The sequence below is a fragment of the Bacillus sp. Au-Bac7 genome, assembly GCF_021341655.1.
Taxonomy (GTDB): Bacteria; Bacillota; Bacilli; order Bacillales; family Cytobacillaceae; genus Niallia.
The window spans coordinates 141,789-161,906 of record NZ_JAJTTG010000001.1 but is presented as its reverse complement, the minus strand read 5'-3'; the positions used below and the strand labels follow the sequence as shown (position 1 = coordinate 161,906).

Here is a 20,118-nt window from a genome sequence, read left to right as displayed (position 1 = left end):
ATTATCGTTTATTTTTCTTTTTGTCGTTCTTTTTTCATATCAAAATAAGCATCTAATACTTCTTCACCTATTTTTAAGTTTGCTTTATTGTCAACACTGCCGTTATATGCCCATGGAACTAAGACTGCCATTGCCACTTCCGGATTTTCAGAAGGTGCATAGCTTACTAAGCTCAAGTTCATTACTTCCTGCAATGTCTTATAGTTGCTCTTTTGCGGTCCATCATAGAAGGCCTCTGCCGTACCAGTCTTAGCTGAAGGAGAGTATGATTTGCCGCTTAAATACGTGTATGCCGTTCCTTTTGGACTTTGGGCAACCATCTTAAAGCCTGTCTGCACCCTTTTTATCCACTCTGGTTTTGCATCAATCGTATTTAAAACCTTTGGCTCAACAGAGTCAACTACTGCCCCAAGCTCGCCTTCTTCAGATACAGGGCTTCTAATTTCCTTGACGATATGCGGTTCCATTCTGTTCCCGCCATTTGCGATTGTAGAAATATATTGGGCAAGCTGCATATTTGTGTACGTATCATACTGACCGATGGAAAGATCGAGAAGCTTACCAGGTACTGACGTTTCTGTTCCTTTAAAGCCTGTCTGCTCATTCGGCAAGTCGATGCCTGTGCGAATTCCCAACCCGTATTGAGCGTACGCATTTCTCATTATTGTGAAGTCCTCTGCATCAACAGACAGAGGCTGGCCGTAAACATATCTAGCACCTGCTATTTTCATAACAGTCTGGAACATGTAGACGTTTGATGAACGCATCAAGGCTGTTAAGTCATTGATTGGCCCCATTGTTGTCCATGATCTCTTAATAGTATCGCCTATTCTTACAGGTGTATCATTAATAACTGTTCCCGGACTGATTGCTCCAGTATTATAGCCTGTCAGAACAGTAGCACCCTTAACGACAGATCCGACGTTGTAGGATGTCGTAATATTGCCGAGAGCATCATCGTTCACCTTTGTTTTTCCATCTTCTGTTACAAGTCTTTTCCCTGCCATTGTCAGCACATCGCCTGTGTTTGGATCCATCAGAACAACATAAGCACGGTCAAGGAATTTTGTTCCTGACATTTGTTTAGCTGCCTTCAGCTGCTTTTCAATGATGTCTTCGACTTTTTGCTGCAGCTCCATGTCAATTGCAAGCACAAGGTCATTTCCGCGTTTTCCTTCTGTAATCACTTCTGTGTCTGTAATTTCTCCATCACTGTTTGTCTCATTGCGGACTTTTTCTTTCTGTCCTTTTAAAACATCTTCGTACTGAAGTTCCAGATAACTTTTGCCGACACGATCATTGCGGCTGTAGCCTTTTGAAAGATAATAATCCAACGACTCAGCTGGTAGGCCTTCCTCTGAAGAGCTCACACTGCCGAGAACAGAAGCAAGTGTCTTGCCGAATGGGTAATCTCTATCCCAGTCTGTTGTTGTATCGACACCTTTTAAAGACGTTAAGTTTTCACTTACAACTGCCATTTCTTTGTTCGTCACTTTATCGTTTTTGACGATATGTGGTGTCAGTTTATAGCCGCTTGAAAACTCTCGGTAAATTGCTATAACTTCTAAATCATCGTCAGTCAAAGACTTTAGTTTATCCTCCGTGATCCTTTTAAGCTGCAGCTTATATACTTGAGAGTTATATTCATCTGAATCGGTGTACTTTTCCGCAAGAGCAGTTTTTTCCTCTTTCGTAACAAGTGCTTCCGCTTCTTCCGGATGCTTTAATATCCAGTAATCCTGTTTGTCACGTTCGGTAACTTTTTTTGTATCCTTTTTTATATATTTCGCAAGCGCCTCGGCAGTCTCCATCATTTTTTCAGTAGAGACACCGGTATTTGTGTACGTTATCGCATTTTTCGCGAGATTATCAACAATAACCTTTCCTGTCGAATCATAGATTTTCCCGCGGGGCACAGATGTATCTACTGTTACATCCTCTGTTTTTTCCAGTTCCCGCTTATACTCATCACCATATACAATCTGCACGAAACCAAGTCTCAGGATCAATGCAGAAAAGAGCAAAAAGACAGCAAAAAAGATAATGTTAAGGCGAATCGGAATCGTCTTTTTTTTCTTCTTGTTTCCCAATGTAATACCACACTTTCTACAATCATTTCTCACTCTATTGTAATAGAAACTCTTCAATATTTCTATTAATAACCTGCTGGGATATCCTGCAAAGTCGATATTTGTCTTCTAAATACCTTTCTATATTGTGAAAAAACAGCGATTATTACACAAAAAACAAGGAATTTGCGAGGCAAATTCCTGTTATTTTTTCATATCAAAATATTTATCCATTACCTTCTTGCCGATTGTTAAGTTAGGTGATGGTCCGTTGTCTGTTGTATAGACCCAAGGCACCATTACCGCCATTGCCACCTCTGGGTTTTCATAGGGAGCATAGGCAACAAGGCTGACATTCATTACTTGGGGCGGTTCTTCATAATTTTCTCGCAATGGTCCGTCATAAAAGGCTTGTGCAGTTCCTGTTTTGCCTGCAGGAGTATAAGAACTTCCCGCAAAAACACTGCCAGTTCCGCCAGGCTGCATCACCATGCGGAAGCCCTTCTGCACTTGATTCATCCACTCTTCTTTCATATTTAGCTTATTTAACACCTTCGGCTTGATTTCATGCTCCATCACACCATATTTCTCTTTGCCTTTTCCAGAACTTCTGATTTCCTTCACGATATGTGGTTCAATTCGGTAACCACCATTGGCAATTGTCGAGATATATTGGGCAAGCTGCATATTTGTGTACGTGTCATATTGACCGATTGATAAGAACATTAAATCCCCAGGCTGATTTGGTTTTACTGGTCCTTTAAATCCAGCCATCTCATTAGGCAGATCAATTCCTGTCCTAACTCCTAAGCCCATTTCTCCAAAAGAATTACGAATAGTCGTATATGCTTGTGTTTCCACACTAAGAGGCTGCCCTTTAGCATAATGGCCTTTTCCGATTGCAATGGCGGTTTTGGCCATGTATACATTGGAGGATTGCTGCAATGCTTGAAGGTCATTGATAGTATTCATCACCTTCCAAGATTTAAAATCAGGGGAGTCCTTGATGCTCATCACTTCATCAAGCATCATAGAGTAAGGACGAATAACTCCTTCTTTATATCCAGTAAGCACCATTGCTCCCTTTACTGCTGAACCAACATTATAGGAAGTGGTAATATTGCCTAATGCAAAATCCTGTACTTCCTGCAAACCTGTCTTGTCGTTTTTAACAAGCTGCTTGCCCGCCATTGTTAATACTTCCCCTGTATGTGGGTCCATCAGCACGACAAATGCTCTGTCTAAAAACTGTGTGCCTGCATAGCCTGCCTTTGTCTTCCGTAATTCTTCTTCAATAATTTTTTCAACCTCAAGCTGGAGGTTCATATCAATCGACAGGAATAAATCACTGCCCGCTTTACCTTCTGAAATAACATTAGATGAGACAATTTGATCTTTTTTATCTTTCACATATTCAACTGCTTGCTTTTTCCCTCTTAAAACATCTTCGTATTGTTTTTCAATATAGCTTAAACCAACACGGTCGTTCATGTTATAGCCTTTTGCGAGATATTCATCCTTTTGCTCTGCTGGTATCCCTTTTTGCGTGGAGCTGACTTTCCCAAGAACTGTTTTCAGCGTATCTCCATACCCATATGTTCGGTCCCAGTCTTTTGCTGTATCGACACCAGGCATCGAGGACAGATTCTCACTGACCTTAGCTAGCTCCTCTTCTGTTACACCATCATTTTTGATGACAATCGGCGTATAATAATAGCCGCTCGTCATCAGCCTGTAAATGGCTAAGGATTCTAAGTCATGTGCAGATAAGCTTGCTACTTCTGATGCCGTTACCTTGCTTCGAAGCAGCTCATTAAATTGCTTTTGATAGTCCTTTTCGCTGAATTTTTCCTTTAGCTTATTATCTTCTTCAATAGTTACTTTTTCTTTTGCTTCTTTTGGATGCAATAAGAGCCAATAATCTTTTTTATCTATATCAGTGATCTTGTCAATCTCCTTCTTTGAATCCATAGCAATTAAGTCTGCAAGCTTTTCTGCCGTTTTATTCAACTCATCCGGCTTATACTTCCAGTTTGTAAAAAGAATGGCATTTTTCCCTTTATTGCTTACAATGCTGTTCCCGTTCCTGTCATATATTTCTCCTCTTGGAACAGTTGTACTGATAACAATGTCCTCTGTTTTATCTACTTTCCGCTTGTATTCGTCACCGTAAACAATCTGGACAAATCCTAAGCGAAGGATCAGTGTTGAAAACAGTAGAAATATCAGCAAAAATAATAGATTCAACCGTAAAGACAGCTGAAATCTCCTTTTTCTCTTTTTTTCCCCCATAAAATTAACCCTTTCTTTTTAGACATTCTCACTCCTTTTATTTTAAAGTAAAAATCTGGTTCTATCTATCAGAATTTAACAAAATTCACAAAAATAACAAAGGTTCCTTATAAATAAGGAACCTTTGTTAAATAGTGTCCTGCTATTCTTGCCCATTTAATCTAGGCGCAGGCGAAAGCTTAATTTTTCGCGTAAAGAAATAAATGATTGAATGTCCGCTTCCAAGAATAAACAGCATCACTGGGATGGATTTTTCCGGATTAAACATAGTTACGCCTGCAATGAAGATTAGAACAGACAATAGCCGTCCAAAATTCAAGAACATTTCACGGACGACAATATATTCTATCCGCATTTCCCCTGCATTCCAGCCGCGGCCGATTACATCGTATGTCAGACTTGTATATGGGACTAGGATTAATGGATAAGCAATGGCAATAATACCTGAATAAATAAGAAGACGAATGAATGAAAAGTCAAATACTATGATAAATATTGACAAGAATAACAGAATTCCGCCTACCAGGATGGACTTATTTCGCTTTTCACTTTTGATGCTTCGTGACACGATATAATAGGCGATGAACGAAATGCCTGAATTAATGAGCCCAAATGTGCCTAGCGCCATTTCACTTCCTGTTGCGATAAACACAAACACAGTAATAACAAAAGCATACGTTCCTTCTCTGATTCCTTGGAAAAAATGAGCATAGGTAATACTTTTCCAATTATCATCATTCTTTCGTTCTTCGATAATTCGTTTTAATAAATATTGGCCGCTTGCCGGTCTTCGTTTTAGAAAGAAGCTCAATACCACCGCTAATGAAAATAATCCGAGCGAAATTCCGAACACAATCATATAGCCAGTTGTTTTATTCAAGGTTGAAATAATAAACCCTGCCAGCATAGGACCTACCATCCCTCCAACAGAGCCGAGAATGCCAAGAAAGCCGTTAAAAAAATCTCTCGTATCTGGTTCTGTAACTTCAAATGTCAGAACATTAAAGGCAAGCCAATAAAACCCATAGCCAATGCCAAGCAGACAGCCTAACAGCAGCAAATAAGTAGATGCCTTATCACCGATAAGCAGTACAGACAAATAAAACAACGCCAGGAAAATGACACCAATTCTAAATACGATGACCCTGTCAATTTTTTTTGCCCATCTGCCTGCAATGGTGAAGGTAATCAGCTGCAGAATAATTGTAGCCATATTATACAGCCCTAAATCTTTAAATTCTCCAGATTGTTTCCACAAGAAAATATTAACAAAGGTATTAGAAAGAGCTATGCTTAATGCATAAAGTCCACCGATTGTCAGCAGCAGTCCCAGTTCCTTTGTCAGTTTGATATTGCCAATCAAATTCCCTAATTTCATGATAAAAACTCCCCTTTGTCTCGCTAGTTTTTAACAAAAGGGTGTTCCTTATACAACATTTATTAAGGATGGTGCAGATATAGGAGGATTTTCGCGAAAAACAAAAAACCTTGCTGACCAAATTGGCCAGCAAGGTTTTTTGTTTTATTTTGCTGCAGTGTAGCGCTTAGTAACTTCTTCCCAGTTAATTACATTGAAGAATGCATTAATATACTCTGGACGGCGGTTTTGGTAGTTAAGGTAGTAAGCATGCTCCCAAACATCCAAGCCTAGGATTGGAGTTTTTCCTTCCATAAGCGGGCTGTCTTGGTTTGGTGTGCTTGTTACTTCCAACTCACCGTTGTTTACTACAAGCCATGCCCAGCCTGAACCGAAACGAGTTGTAGCAGCTTTAGCAAACTCTTCTTTGAAGTTTTCATAGCTTCCGAATTTGCTGTCGATAGCAGATGCTAAATCACCTGAAGGCTGTCCGCCGCCATTTGGAGAAATAACTTCCCAGAATAGAGAGTGGTTAGCATGTCCGCCGCCGTTGTTACGAACAGCTGTACGTGCTGCTTCTGGAACTGCATCAAGGTTTGACACGATCTCTTCAACCGTTTTAGAAAGAAGTTCTGCATTTCCTTCTAGAGCGTTGTTTAAGTTTGTTACATATGTGTTATGGTGTTTTGTGTGGTGAATATTCATTGTTTCTTTGTCAATATGCGGTTCTAATGCATCGTAAGCGTATGGTAATTGCGGTAATGAAAAAGCCATTTGTTTTTTCCTCCTATGTATAGGTAATTTTTTTTCTTCCCATATAATTTATCACTATTTTGACAATATTTACATGAGAAGGTTCTTCAAATAAAACAGTACCAAATTAAGCCATTCCTTTCAATTATTTTGCTTTATTTACAAGGAATTTTTTAAAAGAAAAACTGACTTTTGTGTTTTTGCAGTCATTCCCCAATTTAGTATATAAAGGAACTCTTCTTTTATACCTACATTGTTGCAAAAACAAACATCCCTTCTTTCAAAAGATTCGCTAAATAGACACATTATTCCTTTTCGTTGGTATATATAGGTTTTAACTTAAAAACGACAGGTTCACCTTCCAATATATTACAAAATCCATTTGACAATAAATACTCGATATTTTTTAATCGAAGCATAAAGAGAAACAACAAAGGGAGTGCGACAGATGAAGGAAGGGACTCTATCGCTTTACAGTCTGCTATTGCAGCATTATTTTTCGATTAATAATGTCCAATTCATTAAAAAGGGAAGCTTGCTGTTTCAAGAGGGTGACCCTGTTTCCAATATTTATCTCCTGTTAGAGGGGACACTATCAGTAGGCAGAATTCATGAAAACGGCAAAGAATTTATCATGAAGATTCTCCATGAGGAGGATTTGCTGCTAGAATACTTATTATTTAAGCAGTCACCGAAATACTATCATTTTGCGAGAACTATAACAGACTTTGAGCTTCTTATCATTGATAGAGCAGACTTTGAAGACTTTGCTCTGCATGACCATAAAATGCTTGCCTCTCTTACCGCATGGCTGAGTACAGGCTACTTAAAAGCAAATATTAAATGCCAAGATTTAATCATGCATGGTAAAAAAGGAAGCTTGTACAGCATTCTTATCCGGCTATGTCACTCTTTTGGAAAAAGAACTGCAAATGGTATACTAATTGATTTCCCCCTTACCCATCAGGAATTGGCAAATTTAACATTTGGGACAAGGGAAGTTATTCAAAGAGCCATGAAGGAACTTAGAGATGGCGGCATCATCTCTATCTCCTCTCAAAAAATTACTGTTAAGGACCTTGCTTTCCTAAAAAAAGCGGTAGACTGTCAAAACTGCCCTATTGAGATTTGCGGTCTAAACTAGTCCTGTTTCTTTAATTAACTGCGATAAGGAAATAGACAATCATAACGGTCTGAATCAGCCCTTTTGCTGCGACGCTTCCTAAAAAACCGACAAGAGAGCCGACGCCTGCTCTAAGGGCTGCTTGCCAATTTGATTTATTTACAAGCAATTCGGCGATAACCGCTCCTAAGAACGGACCAATTAATATTCCGGCAACAGGAATAACAAATGGACCTGCTATCAGACCAATCGTACTACCCCAAATACCAGCCTTTGAACCACCATATTTCTTTACACTGAAAAGGTTCGTTAAATAATCAGCAATAAATAATAAAATAACGAACATCCCTTGAATAATCCAGAACAAGACAGAGAATTCTTGGAAGGTAAAGAAAAGACCATACAACAAAAAACCTCCAATTATAAATACAACACTTGGAATAAATGGATAAATCAAACCTATATACGCAACTACAAATAAAGCTCCTATAATAACCCAATATATGACATTCACGTTAATAGCCTCCATTATCTTTTAGTTTCCTATGTTTAACATAGTTTTTTTCGCCAATCAACGGCTTACGCTTGTATATGTATTTGTGCAAAGATAAAATAGTAATGAATCTTTATAAGGGTGTGTCAAATGAATGAATATTTTTAAGCAGTTTTACCGGAGCATCTATTCACCAAAAGATATAGCTAGCTTCCGTTCACAGGGTATTTGGAAAACAATCGCTTTTCTTCTGATCCTCTCGATTGTCGCCTCTATCCCTACCATCTATTATTTAAGTAAAAGCATGAATGAAGGAATACATACACTAGCTTCCACATTGGAAGAAGATGTTCCCGACTTCCGAATTGAAGACAACACGCTTCATTCTGATATGAAGGAGCCGAGCGTAACCAATACAGAAGACTTAACAATTATCGTTGATTCTACAGGCACCTATAACGAAAAGAACATCAGCTCTTCAGGCAATACTGTTGCTCTCCTTCCAAAAGAGTTCGTTATTGTCACAGCAGGACAATCTCAGTCGTTTGAGTACTCCTATTTCGGAAATATCCAAGCATCTAAAAGCGATTTAGCAGCATTAGCGAAATCCTTTGATTCAATGGTGCCACTGTTTACGAGTATAATGGCCGTGATTTTCTTTATCTTCCTTGCAGCTTCTAAAGCAATTGAAGCATTCATTCTTGCGATTTTCGGAACTGTCTTTGCAAGAATTTTAGGAAGAGAATTAACATATGGCCAAACATGGAGGATTACTGTCTACAGTATGACCATTCCGACTATCTTCTTTTTCATCATGGATAGCTTGGAAACAAATGTACCTAACGGCAGTATGCTTAATTGGTTCATCTCCCTGTTCATCGTATTCCTTTCTATTAAAGAAATAGAAACGAAAAAACCGATAAAAGAATAAGCATTAGAATTATACCCGTTTTTGTTTGCTCTAAATCTATATTGGCACTAAGACTGTAGACAAGCTTTCTAAACAGCTGTTGACAGTCTTTTTATTTAATCTTTCTCGCCCTCCAGCACCTTCTATTTTGCGTCCTGACCTGCTCTAAATTAGTAGAGCAGGTTTTTTATGGATTATAATCTATTATTTTTAGAAATAATGATAGATAAAATACTAGAAAAAGGTTCTATTAAAAATTCCTTGTACATACATTTAACTATCCATAAAAAGCAGGAGGAATCATGTATGAAAAAGCTCTTCATTACTTTTATCTGTCTGTTGACCATCTATGTTATCTATTTTGATTTGAATCACGGCACATTGAATGTAGATAAAGAGCCAGCGATTGAGGTACAGGCATCATCTGGATCTGACAGCCCCGGCTATTTTGAGCATGAGGTAAAAGCAGGCGAAACGGTCCTGTCAATCATCGAGAATGAAACGTCTGTAGCCCTTCCTGTCAGCATTGATACTTTAATAGCAGACTTCAAAAAATGGAATGACGGCGTTTCTCCTGAGGATATCCAAGTCGGAAAAGTTTATACCTTTCCTCATTACATCAATGGGCAATAAACGATTCCCGGCAAATTTTCCATTTGTTAATGTCAGCAAGTTTCTTGTCAATATAAGTATTTCATTGTTACAATAGGAATGTACTTTTGAATTTATTTGAGACCCTTCTTAAGTTTTTAAGGGTTCTCCAATTATTAAAGGAGCGAATCACCATTGAGTGAAATTATACATCGTACTAAAACCCGACCAATAAAAGTTGGCAATTTGACCATTGGCGGAAACAATGAGGTTGTTATCCAAAGTATGACAACAACAAAAACACATGATGTCGAAGCTACAGTTGCAGAAATTAATCGACTTGAAGAAGCTGGATGCCAAGTTGTCCGCGTTGCTTGTCCTGATGAACGTGCAGCCGATGCTATTGCAGAAATTAAGAAGAGAATCAACATCCCGCTTGTAGTCGATATCCATTTTGATTATCGTCTTGCATTGAAAGCTATTGAAGGCGGAGCAGACAAAATCAGAATTAACCCAGGTAATATCGGTAAACGGGAAAAGGTGGAAGCAGTTGTTAAAGCAGCTAAAGCTAAAGGAATTCCGATCCGTATTGGTGTAAACGCAGGTTCACTTGAAAAGAGAATCCTCGAAAAATACGGCTATCCAACAGCTGATGGCATGGTTGAAAGCGCATTGCACCATATCAAAATACTCGAAGATCTTGACTTTCATGATATTATCGTATCCATGAAAGCATCTGATGTAAATCTTGCGATTGAAGCGTATGAAAAAGCGGCAAAAGCTTTTGATTATCCTCTTCATCTTGGGATTACGGAATCAGGCACATTGTTTGCAGGAACTGTAAAAAGTGCGGCTGGATTAGGTGCGATTCTTAGCAAAGGAATCGGAAACACGGTTCGTATTTCTTTAAGTGCAGACCCTGTTGAAGAAGTAAAAGTTGCACGTGAGCTATTGAAATCTTTCGGATTGTCGGCAAATGCAGCTACATTAATTTCTTGTCCGACATGCGGACGTATTGAAATTGACCTTATTTCGATTGCTAATGAGGTGGAAGAGTATATATCCACCATTAAAGCACCGATTAAAGTGGCCGTGCTTGGCTGTGCTGTTAACGGTCCTGGAGAGGCGAGAGAGGCTGATATCGGGATCGCAGGTGCTAGAGGCGAAGGTCTATTGTTCCGCAAAGGGAAAATAGTCCGTAAGGTGCCAGAAGAAACAATGGTAGACGAATTGAAAAAAGAAATAGATGCTATCGCTGAAGAATATTTTGCCAAAAAAGCGGCTGAAGAAGCTGAAGATAAACAGAAGAAGCAGGATATGCTTACACAATAAGCTATAATGAGTCACCCCCCATTGATTTGATGGGGGGTGACCCATTTTTAGAAGCTTATAGACAAAATAAAACCCTTAAGCAATATGCTTAAGGGTTTTGTTTTGTTACAGTGATTCTCCGTTTGTTTCAATTACTTCTTTATACCAATGGAAGCTCTTCTTCTTAATACGGTCATTTGTTCCTTTACCTTCACTGTCTCTGTCAACATAAATATAGCCATAGCGTTTTCTAAGCTCTGCTGTAGATGCGCTCACAAGGTCGATTGGTCCCCATGAAGTATAACCGATTAGTTCGACTCCATCTTCAATCGCTTCTCGCACTTCTTCAAGATGGCTTTGCAGATAGTCAATCCGATAATCATCTTGGACAGTTCCATCCTCATTAAGTGTATCAACTGCACCAAGTCCATTCTCTACGATAAACAGTGGTTTTTGATATCTGTCATGAAGCTGATTCAAGACAATTCGCAAGCCTTTAGGGTCAATTTGCCAGCCCCATTCAGACGAAGCCAAATATGGGTTTTTGACACCTTCTAGCAGGTTTCCACTCGTTTTCTGATGCTCTGGGTCTGTGCTAGCAACAAACGACATATAATAGCTGAAACCAATATAATCTACCGTGCCTTCTTTTAGAAGCTGCTCATCGCCTTCTTCCATGACAATTTCAATATTGTTGTCACGGAAATAGCGCTTCATGTATCCAGGATAGCTTCCTCTTGCCTGAACATCAGAGAAGAATAGCGTCTGACGGTCTTGCTGCATTGCTGCGAACATATCCTCCGGTTTGGATGTATATGGATATGTGACCATAGAAGCGATCATACAGCCAATTTGTGATCCTGGGATAATTTCATGACCGGCTTTTACGGCAAGTGCACTTGCAATAAATTGGTGATGTGCGCCTTGATACTGGGAATTCTTCTTGTTTTCCCCTTCATCAAACAGCAGTCCGCCACCTGTAAATGGTGCATGGAGAATAACATTGATTTCGTTAAAAGTCATCCAGTATTTCACTTTATCTTTATAACGTGTGAAAACCGTTCTTGCAAAGTGTTCATAGAACTCGACAACTTTGCGGTTTTTCCAGCCGCCATAGTTTTTTACTAAAGTCAGAGGCATTTCATAGTGAGAAATTGTTACTACAGGCTCGATATTATATTTCTTCAGTTCATCAAATACGTTGTCATAAAACGCTAAACCTTTTTCATTAGGCTCTGTTTCATCACCATTTGGGAATATTCTAGTCCAAGCAATAGATAGACGGAAGGCTTTAAAGCCCATTTCGGCAAAAAGTGCGATATCTTCTTTATATTTATGGTAAAAATCAATTCCATCATGATATAAATTATAAGCTGTCATGGACTCATCCGGCGGGCTCATAATTCCATGCGGAGATACGTCTGCTGTGGACAGTCCTTTTCCATCTTCTTTATATGCACCTTCAAGCTGGTTAGCAGCTACTGCGCCGCCCCACAAAAAACCTTCTGGAAATCTTTTCCCCATTCTATTCACCTCTTCATGTTATTAGAAAGGGACTGAATAACCAGTCCCCCTACATTTCTTAAACTGCAGATAAGTCAAGCACTACATCGTTTGCGCTTGTATGACCAGTTTTAAGTGGTGTTACATCTTTATATTCCATCGTGTTTGTAATAACAACAGGAGTAATTGTGTCAAATCCTGCTTTCTTTAATGCATCAATATCAAATGAAGTGATTTTGTCTCCAACCTTGACAGCGTCTCCTTCTTTCATATGTGCTGTAAAATGCTCACCGTCAAGCTGAACTGTATCTAATCCGACATGGATAAGGATTTCTGCTCCTTTATCACTTGTAATACCGATAGCATGCTTTGTTTTGAAAAGTGTTGTAATAACTCCATTTACTGGAGAGAGCACTTCCCCTTTTTCTGGGATGATAGCAATACCTTTCCCCATAATTTCTTGGGAGAATGTTGGATCATTCACTTCGCTTAATGAAACAGCTTTTCCTACGATAGGGCTTAAAATTTGTTCGGATACAACCCCTGCTTCTTTCGTCGCAGCAGCTTCTGCTTCTGCATCTTTGTTTTTAGCTGGTTCTTCTGCGTTTTCAGCAGGTACATCTTCAAATCCGATTAGATATGCCGCAACTGCTGCAGCAACAAACGCAATCGCCATACCAATTAGAGCGTTTACAAAGTTAAGTCCTGGTCCAATGAATGATGTAACACCTGGAATACCTGCACTACCACCCATGATATATGCTGCAACCTTCGTGATTCCTAGATAAGCACCACCGACTGCTCCACCAATTAGTGCCGCGATAAATGGCTTTTTAAGACGAACGTTAACACCATACATTGCTGGTTCTGTTACACCCATTAATCCTGTAACACTGACAGAATAAGAAAGTGATTTGAATTTTTTGTTTTTCGTTTTCATTGCAACTGCAAATGCTGCTCCAGCTTGCCCCATATTTGCCAAGAACATTGCTGGCATTAAATAGTCAAAGCCGTTTACTGTAACATTGTTAATCATGATTGGCACTAATGCGTAATGCATTCCAGTCATGATGATTAGCGAGAATGAACCTGCAAGAAGGATCATCGCAAATAGTCCTGCATTGTCGAATAAGAAGTTGATTCCTCCAGATAGATATTCACCTAGAATAGCACCAAGCGGACCAACTGTGATCAATGTAACCGGAACAACTACTAATAACGTAACACTTGGTACTACGATAAGTTTTAAGGACGCATGTGTAACTTTATCTATCCATCTTTCCACATAAGAAGCAATCCAGATTGCTAACAGAATCGGTATAACGGTTGATGAATAAGTAGCAATCGTAACAGGCAGCCCGATAAAGGAAATTGGTTCACCTGCCGTAAATAATGCTGTTAAGTCAGGATGCAGGATGGCTGCACCGATTGCTGCAGCAACAAACATGTTGCTTCCAAATTTTCTTGCAGCACTTACAGCTAATATGATTGGCAAGAAGTAAAAGGCACCGTCACCAACAGCTGTTAAGATGATATATGTTTGACTCGTATTAGAAAGCCAGCCTAACGCAACTAGAATCGCTAGAATACCTTTGATCATACCTGCTCCAGCAATTGCTGGCAGGATAGGAGTGAACACACCAGAAATGACATCAAATACAGCACTTATCGGATTTTTCTTTTCTCCCGAAGATCCGCCGCTTGTCTTTTCTCCGCTTAATTTACTGTTATCTATAATTCCTTTATAAACCTTCGGAACATCATTCCCAATAATAATTTGGAATTGACCTCCGCTGATGTTTGTTCCCATGACACCTTCAAGCGCCTCTATTTGTGGGCGATTTGCTTTACTGTTGTCTTTTAAGTTAAAGCGCAATCTTGTCATACAGTGAATGACATTATCTACGTTCTCTTCACCGCCAACTTGTTGCAATATTTCTTTTGATAATTTATTATAATCCATGACAGTACCTCCTATTTGTAGGGGAATAATATTGTTATACTTTGATTTAGCTGTATGAGGGTGGCAGCCCATATACAGCTTTTTTTTCTTGCTTATTTATGTTTTTACATCCCTCCGTTTTTACTCCATAAAAAAAACCTAAACTACGCCCATAATAAAGGATATAAAAATCCTCCTATCGAACGAAGTTTAGGTTTTGCCTGCATAATCAGTAACAATCCTAAAGCGGTTTCATTAAATTTTACAACCTAAATTTATCATGCCCTAAAATATTTGTCAACGCTTTCGATATTATTTTATAAAAAATATTTTTTCAATAAAAAAACGGCAGCTTCTAACAGAAGCTGCCGACCAAACAAGTCAAAGGTTTGTGCTAAAAGAACGGGGCAATAAAAATGCCGATGATAATAGACAATGCTCCAAGAGCGATCGCCCATGATCCAAGCGTTACTGCTCCGCGTCTGCGGGCTACAAACCCTACAATAATCCCAACGATGCCTAATACAATCGGCATCACAAACAGAGAAATAATAGAAATAATCAGCGCTGTTATCCCAATTCCTCTGCCATTGCTCTCTGTACGTTCCTTGCGCTGTGTGTCCATTTTTGCTTCTTCGTTCGTCGTCTCCACTCTCTGACGAACTGGGACACTTGTGTTAAAAGGCATTGGATTGACAATCTCTGCAGATGTCTCCTCCATATAATCTGTTGTGCGTGAATCGTCTTGCTCTCTATCGGTGCGATTCTTTTCTTCATTGCTATTGTAGTCTGCCATGATCATTCCCTCGCTTTCTATAATAGGAGCATTTATTATCATGGCCAATTAAGCACTCCTTATTAGTGTAAAAGCTTGGAAACATACTTTTTTACGTAAATCCTTTCTCTCTCCCATGTCTTTTGATAAGCTAAAGAAGGATAAGTTTTAGTAAAAAATTTAGAAGAAACAACAGTAAAAGGAGTACATAATGAAAAAATTGCGTTTTGGAATAGATATTGACGGGACAGTCACAAGACCGGATACCTTCGTTCCTTATTTAAATGAGAGCTTCCAACTAAATATAACGTTAGAAGATATTAAAGAATATGATCTATATCCCCTTGTTTCTGTTTCACACGAGGAATTCGATAAATGGTTTATAGATAATGAACCACGCATTTATACTGCTTCTCCTCTTGCAGAGGGAGCAAGCGTTGCTTTGAGCAGCTGGGCGGACAAACACGAGCTATACTTCATCAGTGCAAGAGGACAGCATCTCCTTGACATTACGAAAGAATGGTTTGTAAATAACGGCATTGCTTATAATCATATTGACTTAATTGGCACACATCATAAAATTGCAGCAGTTAAAAAGTATGAAGTGGACATCTTTTTTGAGGATAAGCATGATAATGCAGTAATGATCCATCATGAATGTGGAATTCCTGTTATTTTATTTGATACTCCGTACAATAGAGAGCCAATTCCTGATGGAGTAATCCGGGTGACAAGCTGGCAGGAAGCTTCCAAATGGGTGGACAACTGGATTAAAACGAAGCAATAATAAAAAAAATCTACTGTTTGCTAACAGTAGATTTTTTATTGAATACATTCAGGACATTTTCCATAAATCTCAAATTTATGGCCTGAAACATCATATCCTTTTAAGTTGTCTGTCAGTTCTGCCATCGGACATGTAATAATTTCTTTCGTTTTTCCGCATTCCAGACAGATAAAATGATGATGATGGTGGTGATGTGAGCATGTAAACCGGAAATGCTTCTCTCCGTTCAGCTCTGTCATCTCAAATATATTGAGCTCCACAAAAAGAGAAAGATTACGGTATATAGTATCAAAGCTTAAACCAGGATAATCATTTTTCAATGCATCCAGTACATCTTTAGCCGTGATATACTTATTTTTAGCTGCAAACAGCTCTAGAATATCTTCTCGTTTTCCGGTATGCTTATAGCCCTCTTCTTTTAGTATGTCTAATGCTTGATCTACATTCAATGGTGACACCTCCCAATTTTCTGGAATATATATAGTAACCGTTACGATTTATTCAACTAATGGAAGTCATCCTTTATCTAAATTAGTATACAAGAATGCCCTGATAATGTAAAGATACGGCGACTTTCGAATAAATCATTCAGATTTTTTGCATTTTTCATGACACATTTTCGCCTAACCCTCATATGTTAGAATGGGGAGTGATGACATGAAAATTTTTGAGAATATAATCAACCATAAAATCCATACGATTACTGCAACAGAGCTGCTGAAATACAGCAAACAATTCAAAATTCCTATTAATGATGGAGAAGCTGAGACACTGGCAAAGCATTTAAACAGCAAAAAAATCAACATTTTCAATCCAAATGAAAGAGCTCAGTTAATCAGAGAGCTTGCGACAATTACCAGCCCAGCCACAGCAAAGGAAGTCAATAACTTGTTTAATCTATTTGCAAACCAATAAGCTTTATGACTGCCTCTTTTTCCTTCTATGGGAAGAAGAGGCTTTTTTTATTTAATAAAAACATTTATTATTCTCATCTTTTTTTCATGTGCCTATGCTAAAGTGTTTGCTTGGACAAGATTATCTTATTTTTTGGAAGCTAAAAGGAGCAATAAAAATAATGAGTATGGATACATTACTGCAATTAAACACCATTTTTATAAGTATCATTATTGAGGCACTGCCATTTATTTTGATTGGTGTTATCGTCTCCGGAATCATCCAAGTCTTTATTTCAGAAGAAATGATTGCAAGAATTATGCCGAAAAATAATATTCTCGCTATTTTGGTTGGTTCCGTAATGGGTGCTATTATCCCTGCCTGTGAATGCGGTATTATTCCGATAACAAGAAGGCTTATTTTAAAAGGAGTATCAATCCCTGCAGCTGTAGCGTTTATGATCACAGGGCCAATTATTAATCCGATTGTTCTTTTCTCCACCTATATTGCTTTTGGCAACAGCTGGAGCATGGTGTTACATCGTGGATTATTGGCAATACTTGCGGCAATTATCATTGGTATTGTTCTTAAATTCACCGTTAAAGAGGCACCGTTAAAATCAACAGAAAACCATTCGGCTCATTATCATTCCTTTACAGAAAAAATTTCTGCTATGCTGAAACACTCTATCGACGAATTCTTTTCAGTCGGGAAATATTTAGTGGCAGGTTCATTTATTGCGGCACTTGTACAGACGACTATTAAAACATCAACACTTGTTTCCATTGGGAACGGAACCATTTCCTCCCATGTTGTGATGATGGGGCTAGCTTATGTATTAAGCCTATGCTCACAAGCTGATGCCTTTATTGCTGCAAGCTTTCGCGGCAGCTTTTCCACAAGCTCGATTCTCGCTTTTTTGCTGTTTGGTCCTATGCTCGACATCAAAAATACAATGATGCTGCTCAGTACATTTAAAGCGAAATTTGTCGCTCTCTTATGCACCGTTATTACCATCACTGTTTTACTTGTGACATTAGTTTTTTAAGGAGGCATGTATATGTTTCGGATATTTGTTCTAATCGGGTTCACATACCTTTTTTTCCATCTGCATGCATCTGGCGATATTTCTAAATATATTAACATGAAGTATTCCTATATATCTGAGTCTGCCATATATATCTTTATTTTGTTTACGCTTATCTCCATCTATTTTTATATAAAAGGAGATAAACACGATCATGAACATGAGCATGATTGTGATCATTGCGGACATAATCATGCAGCAGAGGAAAACCGTTGGTGGAAAAGAGCCATTGCTTTTCTCATTATGATTGCGCCTGTATTGACAGGACTATTCCTGCCTGTTGCCACACTTGATTCGAATATAGTAGAAAAGAAAGGGCTCTCCTTTCCCGTCTATGCGGAAGGAGATGAATACAGCCAGCATCAGTTTCTACAACCAGATACAAGCAGCTATTACGGAAAAGAAGGCTATTCTGAAATGATGGATAAGGGTCTGAAGAAATTAAGTAAAGTAGACTCCATTAAGCTGGAGGGAGATACTTTCCTCAACGATCTGGAAACTATCTACAATTACCCAGGTCAATTTATCGGGGAAGAAATAACACTGACAGGTTTTGCTTATAAAGATAAAGAGCTGGCAGCCAACCAAGCCTTCCTGCTGAGATTCGGAATTATCCATTGTATTGCTGATTCAGGTGTTTACGGAATTCTTCTGGACCTGCCTGATGATTTGAAAGCAAGCAATGATGATTGGCTGCAAATAACAGGAACTCTTGATAATATTTATTACCAGCCTTTCAAAAAAACCATTCCAGTTCTCAAAGTAACAAAATGGACAAAGGTTACCGAGCCTAATGATCCGTATGTTTATCGTCAAAATTAACATAGAAGCAAAAACTGCCGTTCGACGGCAGTCTTTGCTTCTATTTTTTTGAAAAATCAATAAATTTTGTATTATAATAAATTTATAAGAATTTACCAAAGGAGGGCATTCAATGAAATATGGGAAATTTGTGATTGCTACAATGGTTGTTATATTATTGGAATTTGGCATTTCTTATTTAGTTGCACAAAAATTGAATATTTTTTATTTAGATGCCATGTTTTATGTAGGTTTGAGTCTTACCTTAATTTTTGTCTTTTTCTCCAGCACAGGAGGCTTATTTACTAATTACAGTGAGATGACTACTGCAAAAAGTTATCTTGGTTTTAAAAACAATTATAAATTAACAAGAAAACTTGGCAGCTTAAGCATAAATTGTTTAAATGTTGGCTCCCTATTATTTTTTCTTATCGGCCTTGCTACAGCCTTCATCACAAGTAACTAATCTATTTTAAGCAAATAAAAGACCACTTCACATGATGTGAAATGGCCTAATTTACTTTAACCTTTTAAAATATCGTCAAGTAAGCTTTCATTAAATTGCTGAGTTTTCAGCATATCAATTTCATGTTTATATGGAGCTTTTTTGTTAGTCTTATCTTCCCCGACATAAGGTGTTTCCAAGATTTTCGGAATATCAATAAGCTGAGGATGATGAACAATTTTGCTTAATGCGTCAAAGCCGATATGACCATAGCCAATATTCTCATGACGGTCTTTTCTCATCCCTACTGCATTTTTACTGTCATTGATATGAAGTACTTTCAGCTTGTCTATCCCGACAATACGGTCAAACTCATCAAGCACTCCGTCAAAGTCCTCGACAATATTATAGCCGGCATCATGAGTATGACATGTATCGAAGCATACAGACAGCTTGTCATTATAGGTGACACCATCCATAATCATAGCTAGCTCCTCGAAGGTTTTACCGCATTCGGAACCTTTACCAGCCATTGTTTCCAGTGCAATTTGCAGATTTTCTTTGCCTGTCAGCACTTCGTTTAAGCCTTCGATAATTTTTTTTATGCCTATATCTGTACCAGCACCAACATGTGCGCCTGGATGCAAAACAATTTGTTTAGCACCAAGCGCTTCTGTCCGTTCAATTTCTGTTCGTAGGAAATTAACACCTAGTTCAAATGTTGCCGGATTTGTAGTGTTGGCAATATTAATGATGTAAGGAGCGTGGACAACGATATCTGCTATCCCGTTTTCCTGCATATGTCTCATTCCTGCTTCTATATTTAAATCTTCAATTTTTTTGCGTCTTGTATTTTGAGGAGCACCTGTATATATCATGAAGGTATTTGCTCCATAAGATACTGCTTCTTCACTTGCTGCTAGAAGCATTTTTTTTCCGCTCATGGATACATGGGAACCTAGTTTCACCATTCATCCTCTCTCCT

Annotated in this window: 19 protein-coding genes; 9 read left to right on the top strand and 10 right to left on the bottom strand. The window is 38.4% G+C overall.

From position 1 onward, the window contains the following. Positions 1-8: 8 nt before the first annotated feature. The 4 genes from LXM54_RS00825 to LXM54_RS00810 form a co-directional block, all read right to left on the bottom strand. Positions 9-2,090, bottom strand: a complete 2,082-nt coding sequence (locus tag LXM54_RS00825; protein WP_233313150.1) for a peptidoglycan D,D-transpeptidase FtsI family protein — start codon at positions 2,088-2,090, stop codon at positions 9-11. Positions 2,091-2,273: 183 nt separating this feature from the next. Next, entirely contained in the window at positions 2,274-4,361 is a 2,088-nt protein-coding gene (locus LXM54_RS00820; RefSeq protein ID WP_233313149.1) for a peptidoglycan D,D-transpeptidase FtsI family protein, read from the bottom strand. A gap of 142 nt (positions 4,362-4,503) precedes the next feature. Continuing rightward, positions 4,504-5,739 carry an MFS transporter gene (locus LXM54_RS00815; RefSeq protein WP_233313148.1) on the bottom strand — a complete coding sequence of 412 codons (1,236 nt, stop codon included), beginning with the start codon at positions 5,737-5,739 and terminating at the stop codon, positions 4,504-4,506. Between the two features lie 144 nt (positions 5,740-5,883). After that, a complete protein-coding gene (locus LXM54_RS00810) occupies positions 5,884-6,492 on the bottom strand; it encodes a superoxide dismutase (RefSeq protein ID WP_233313147.1) in 609 nt (202 codons plus the stop codon). A gap of 427 nt (positions 6,493-6,919) precedes the next feature. Here LXM54_RS00810 and LXM54_RS00805 point away from each other — a divergent pair, with 427 nt between their 5' ends. Continuing rightward, the gene (locus LXM54_RS00805; protein WP_233313146.1) at positions 6,920-7,615 is read left to right on the top strand and encodes a Crp/Fnr family transcriptional regulator; all 696 of its coding nucleotides are present in this window, start codon (positions 6,920-6,922) and stop codon (positions 7,613-7,615) included. Positions 7,616-7,625: 10 nt separating this feature from the next. On the opposite strand, the gene LXM54_RS00800 is transcribed toward LXM54_RS00805, so the two are convergent. After that, a complete protein-coding gene (locus LXM54_RS00800) occupies positions 7,626-8,108 on the bottom strand; it encodes a DUF456 domain-containing protein (RefSeq protein WP_233313145.1) in 483 nt (160 codons plus the stop codon). A gap of 133 nt (positions 8,109-8,241) precedes the next feature. Between LXM54_RS00800 and LXM54_RS00795 the strand changes: the two genes are divergently transcribed. The 3 genes from LXM54_RS00795 to ispG all read left to right on the top strand — a co-directional run bounded on the left by LXM54_RS00795 (position 8,242) and on the right by ispG (position 10,920). Further along, positions 8,242-9,018 carry a DUF1189 domain-containing protein gene (locus tag LXM54_RS00795; RefSeq protein WP_233313144.1) on the top strand — a complete coding sequence of 259 codons (777 nt, stop codon included), beginning with the start codon at positions 8,242-8,244 and terminating at the stop codon, positions 9,016-9,018. 285 nt (positions 9,019-9,303) lie between these two features. After that, positions 9,304-9,630 carry a hypothetical protein gene (locus LXM54_RS00790; protein WP_233313143.1) on the top strand — a complete coding sequence of 109 codons (327 nt, stop codon included), beginning with the start codon at positions 9,304-9,306 and terminating at the stop codon, positions 9,628-9,630. A gap of 153 nt (positions 9,631-9,783) precedes the next feature. Continuing rightward, complete coding sequence (gene ispG / locus LXM54_RS00785) at positions 9,784-10,920, top strand: flavodoxin-dependent (E)-4-hydroxy-3-methylbut-2-enyl-diphosphate synthase (protein WP_233313142.1); 1,137 nt, start codon at positions 9,784-9,786, stop codon at positions 10,918-10,920. Between the two features lie 105 nt (positions 10,921-11,025). Here ispG and LXM54_RS00780 read toward each other — a convergent pair whose 3' ends face one another. The 3 genes from LXM54_RS00780 to LXM54_RS00770 form a co-directional block, all read right to left on the bottom strand. Continuing rightward, the gene (locus LXM54_RS00780) at positions 11,026-12,423 is read right to left on the bottom strand and encodes a 6-phospho-beta-glucosidase (RefSeq protein ID WP_267913249.1); all 1,398 of its coding nucleotides are present in this window, start codon (positions 12,421-12,423) and stop codon (positions 11,026-11,028) included. 58 nt (positions 12,424-12,481) lie between these two features. Further along, positions 12,482-14,365, bottom strand: a complete 1,884-nt coding sequence (locus tag LXM54_RS00775) for a beta-glucoside-specific PTS transporter subunit IIABC (protein WP_233313140.1) — start codon at positions 14,363-14,365, stop codon at positions 12,482-12,484. Between the two features lie 373 nt (positions 14,366-14,738). Continuing rightward, positions 14,739-15,182, bottom strand: coding sequence for a DUF308 domain-containing protein (locus LXM54_RS00770; RefSeq protein ID WP_233314705.1), 444 nt, complete (start codon positions 15,180-15,182; stop codon positions 14,739-14,741). Positions 15,183-15,330: 148 nt separating this feature from the next. Here LXM54_RS00770 and LXM54_RS00765 point away from each other — a divergent pair, with 148 nt between their 5' ends. Next, on the top strand, positions 15,331-15,906 hold the full coding sequence (locus LXM54_RS00765) for a 5' nucleotidase, NT5C type (RefSeq protein WP_233313139.1): 576 nt from the start codon (positions 15,331-15,333) through the stop codon (positions 15,904-15,906). A 35-nt stretch (positions 15,907-15,941) separates the two neighbouring features. Here LXM54_RS00765 and LXM54_RS00760 read toward each other — a convergent pair whose 3' ends face one another. Then, positions 15,942-16,355, bottom strand: a complete 414-nt coding sequence (locus tag LXM54_RS00760) for a Fur family transcriptional regulator (protein WP_233313138.1) — start codon at positions 16,353-16,355, stop codon at positions 15,942-15,944. A gap of 208 nt (positions 16,356-16,563) precedes the next feature. Here LXM54_RS00760 and LXM54_RS00755 point away from each other — a divergent pair, with 208 nt between their 5' ends. The 4 genes from LXM54_RS00755 to LXM54_RS00740 all read left to right on the top strand — a co-directional run bounded on the left by LXM54_RS00755 (position 16,564) and on the right by LXM54_RS00740 (position 19,154). Then, positions 16,564-16,821 carry a DUF2624 domain-containing protein gene (locus tag LXM54_RS00755; RefSeq protein WP_233313137.1) on the top strand — a complete coding sequence of 86 codons (258 nt, stop codon included), beginning with the start codon at positions 16,564-16,566 and terminating at the stop codon, positions 16,819-16,821. A 160-nt stretch (positions 16,822-16,981) separates the two neighbouring features. Beyond that, on the top strand, positions 16,982-17,848 hold the full coding sequence (locus tag LXM54_RS00750) for a permease (protein WP_233313136.1): 867 nt from the start codon (positions 16,982-16,984) through the stop codon (positions 17,846-17,848). A 12-nt stretch (positions 17,849-17,860) separates the two neighbouring features. Beyond that, the gene (locus LXM54_RS00745) at positions 17,861-18,709 is read left to right on the top strand and encodes a TIGR03943 family putative permease subunit (RefSeq protein WP_233313135.1); all 849 of its coding nucleotides are present in this window, start codon (positions 17,861-17,863) and stop codon (positions 18,707-18,709) included. A gap of 112 nt (positions 18,710-18,821) precedes the next feature. Next, the gene (locus tag LXM54_RS00740) at positions 18,822-19,154 is read left to right on the top strand and encodes a hypothetical protein (protein ID WP_233313134.1); all 333 of its coding nucleotides are present in this window, start codon (positions 18,822-18,824) and stop codon (positions 19,152-19,154) included. Between the two features lie 56 nt (positions 19,155-19,210). On the opposite strand, the gene LXM54_RS00735 is transcribed toward LXM54_RS00740, so the two are convergent. Beyond that, on the bottom strand, positions 19,211-20,104 hold the full coding sequence (locus tag LXM54_RS00735; protein WP_233313133.1) for a deoxyribonuclease IV: 894 nt from the start codon (positions 20,102-20,104) through the stop codon (positions 19,211-19,213). Positions 20,105-20,118: the final 14 nt, after the last annotated feature.

Bases quoted from the DNA above. Each gene is read 5' to 3' on its own strand.
- LXM54_RS00820 (WP_233313149.1), bottom strand. From the start codon at position 4,361: ATGGGGGAAAAAAAGAGAAAAAGGAGATTTCAGCTGTCTTTACGGTTG.
- LXM54_RS00815 (WP_233313148.1), bottom strand. From the start codon at position 5,739: ATGAAATTAGGGAATTTGATTGGCAATATCAAACTGACAAAGGAACTG.
- LXM54_RS00810 (WP_233313147.1), bottom strand. From the start codon at position 6,492: ATGGCTTTTTCATTACCGCAATTACCATACGCTTACGATGCATTAGAA.
- LXM54_RS00805 (WP_233313146.1), top strand. From the start codon at position 6,920: ATGAAGGAAGGGACTCTATCGCTTTACAGTCTGCTATTGCAGCATTAT.
- LXM54_RS00795 (WP_233313144.1), top strand. From the start codon at position 8,242: ATGAATATTTTTAAGCAGTTTTACCGGAGCATCTATTCACCAAAAGAT.
- LXM54_RS00790 (WP_233313143.1), top strand. From the start codon at position 9,304: ATGAAAAAGCTCTTCATTACTTTTATCTGTCTGTTGACCATCTATGTT.
- LXM54_RS00780 (WP_267913249.1), bottom strand. From the start codon at position 12,423: ATGGGGAAAAGATTTCCAGAAGGTTTTTTGTGGGGCGGCGCAGTAGCT.
- LXM54_RS00775 (WP_233313140.1), bottom strand. From the start codon at position 14,365: ATGGATTATAATAAATTATCAAAAGAAATATTGCAACAAGTTGGCGGT.
- LXM54_RS00770 (WP_233314705.1), bottom strand. From the start codon at position 15,182: ATGATAATAAATGCTCCTATTATAGAAAGCGAGGGAATGATCATGGCA.
- LXM54_RS00765 (WP_233313139.1), top strand. From the start codon at position 15,331: ATGAAAAAATTGCGTTTTGGAATAGATATTGACGGGACAGTCACAAGA.
- LXM54_RS00755 (WP_233313137.1), top strand. From the start codon at position 16,564: ATGAAAATTTTTGAGAATATAATCAACCATAAAATCCATACGATTACT.
- LXM54_RS00750 (WP_233313136.1), top strand. From the start codon at position 16,982: ATGAGTATGGATACATTACTGCAATTAAACACCATTTTTATAAGTATC.
- LXM54_RS00745 (WP_233313135.1), top strand. From the start codon at position 17,861: ATGTTTCGGATATTTGTTCTAATCGGGTTCACATACCTTTTTTTCCAT.
- LXM54_RS00740 (WP_233313134.1), top strand. From the start codon at position 18,822: ATGAAATATGGGAAATTTGTGATTGCTACAATGGTTGTTATATTATTG.
- LXM54_RS00735 (WP_233313133.1), bottom strand. From the start codon at position 20,104: ATGGTGAAACTAGGTTCCCATGTATCCATGAGCGGAAAAAAAATGCTT.